Source organism: Novacetimonas cocois, from assembly GCF_003311635.1.
Classification (GTDB): Bacteria; Pseudomonadota; Alphaproteobacteria; order Acetobacterales; family Acetobacteraceae; genus Novacetimonas; species Novacetimonas cocois.
The window spans coordinates 1-1,846 of sequence record NZ_QEXL01000058.1 but is presented as its reverse complement, the minus strand read 5'-3'; the positions used below and the strand labels follow the sequence as shown (position 1 = coordinate 1,846).

Sequence of the window (1,846 nt, the reverse complement as noted above, 5' to 3'; positions counted from 1 at the left end):
AGGTTGCTGGCCGAGCCGCATGTGGCGCTGGAGGCGCTGACCCGACAGCAGAGCACATTTACCCGCCAGGATCTGGCGCGGTTCGTGGACCGGCATACGGCGGATGCCGCGCAGTTCAGTGCTGTCATGGTTCGGGTGGAGGCATGTCCGGAGCTGGTCGCCCTCGGGAAAGACGGGCATGGGCGGGAACGGTTCTCCACGCGCGCGATGATCGGGGTCGAGCAGCGTCTGGAAGAGGCGTCGCTCGCGATGGGGCGATCCCAGGGGCATGCGGTGCCGCTGGCGGTGCGTCGGGCGGCGATGGCGCGGGACGGGCTTGGGGACGAGCAGGCGCTGGCGGTGGGCGAGGTCACGAAGTCCCGCGACCTGTCCGTGGTGGTCGGGTATGCTGGGACGGGGAAGAGCACCATGCTGGGGGTAGCCCGCGCGGCATGGGAAGAGGCCGGGTATCGGGTGCGCGGGGCGGCGCTGTCGGGGATCGCGGCGGAAGGGCTGGAATCCGGGGCCGGGATCGAAAGCCGGACGCTGGCCTCCCTGGAGCGTGCGTGGGAGCGTGGGTTCGACCTGCTGGAGCGCGGAGACGTGCTGGTGGTGGATGAGGCCGGCATGGTGGGGTCACGGCAGATGGAGCGGGTGCTGTCGGTCGCGCGCGGGGCCGGGGCCAAGGTGGTGCTGGTGGGCGATCCCGAGCAGTTGCAGGCGATCGAGGCTGGCGGGGCATTCCGGGCAGTGGCCGAGCGGGTCGGGTCGGTGGAAATCACCACCGTGCGCCGACAGCGTGAAGGCTGGCAGCAGGCGGCCACGAAGGAGCTTGCGACCGGGCGGACGGATAGGGCGCTGGAGCGCTATGAGGCGGCCGGCCTGGTGCGCGGGCATGACACGCTAGAAGAGGCGCGGGCCGGGGTGGTGGCTGGATGGGATGAAGCGCGGCAGGCCGCGCCAGAGGACAGCCAGATCATGCTGGCGCACCGGCGTGTCGATGTGCGGGCGCTGAACGAGGCGGCGCGGGAGATCCGCAGGGAGGCGGGTGAGCTGGGTGACGACGTGCTGGTGCCGACCGTCCAGGGCGAGCGGGTATTCGCGGACGGGGAGCGGGTCTACTTCCTGCGCAATGACCGGGAGCTGGGGGTAAAGAATGGCACGCTGGGCACGGTGCGGGGCATTGTGGGGTCGCCTGATGCCGGGGATCTCGTGCTGTCGGTGCAGCTCGACGGGCCGGGTCGTGCCGGGACTNGGCCGGGTCGTGTCCGTGTCGGTGGCGGATTATGACGCGCTGGATCATGGCTATGCGGCCACCATCCACAAATCGCAGNGGTGTGACGGTGGACCGGGCGCATGTGCTGGCGACGGGGAGCATGGACCGGCACGGGGCCTATGTGGCGCTGTCACGGCACCGGGAGAGCGTGTCCGTTCATTGGGGCCGGGATGATGTGGGCGACCGGGACGGGCTGGTGCGGCGGCTGTCGCGCGAGCGGCTGAAGGATACCACGCTGGATTACCCGCATGTCCGGGATCGGGATGCCGGGTTTGCGCGGCGGCGCGGGGTGCATGTCCCCGAGAGCGAGATCGTGGTGGAGCGCGGCAAGGCCGTCGCTGGCCCCCGGAAGGACAGGCAGGCCGAAGCTGTCCGTACGCCGGATCCGGCACCGGCACAGCGGAAGCGCGGGATGTTCGACGGGCTGGAGCTGTCCGTGCGGGGGCGTGGCCGGACGGCGGAAAAAGACGTGTCGGCCGGGATGGATGCCGGGGCCGGGAAGGGGGAAAGTGGGGTTGGGCGTGAGGCTCCCGCCTCTCCCTTTGCCGGGTTGCGGCTGCCGCGTGTGCAGCGCGCGCAGGTGCCGGCCGG

1 pseudogene is annotated in these 1,846 nt (G+C 71.0%); it reads left to right on the top strand.

Annotated elements, in window-relative coordinates:
* Positions 1–1,846: pseudogene (gene traA / locus NJLHNGOC_RS15460) on the top strand (Ti-type conjugative transfer relaxase TraA); the annotation flags it as partial.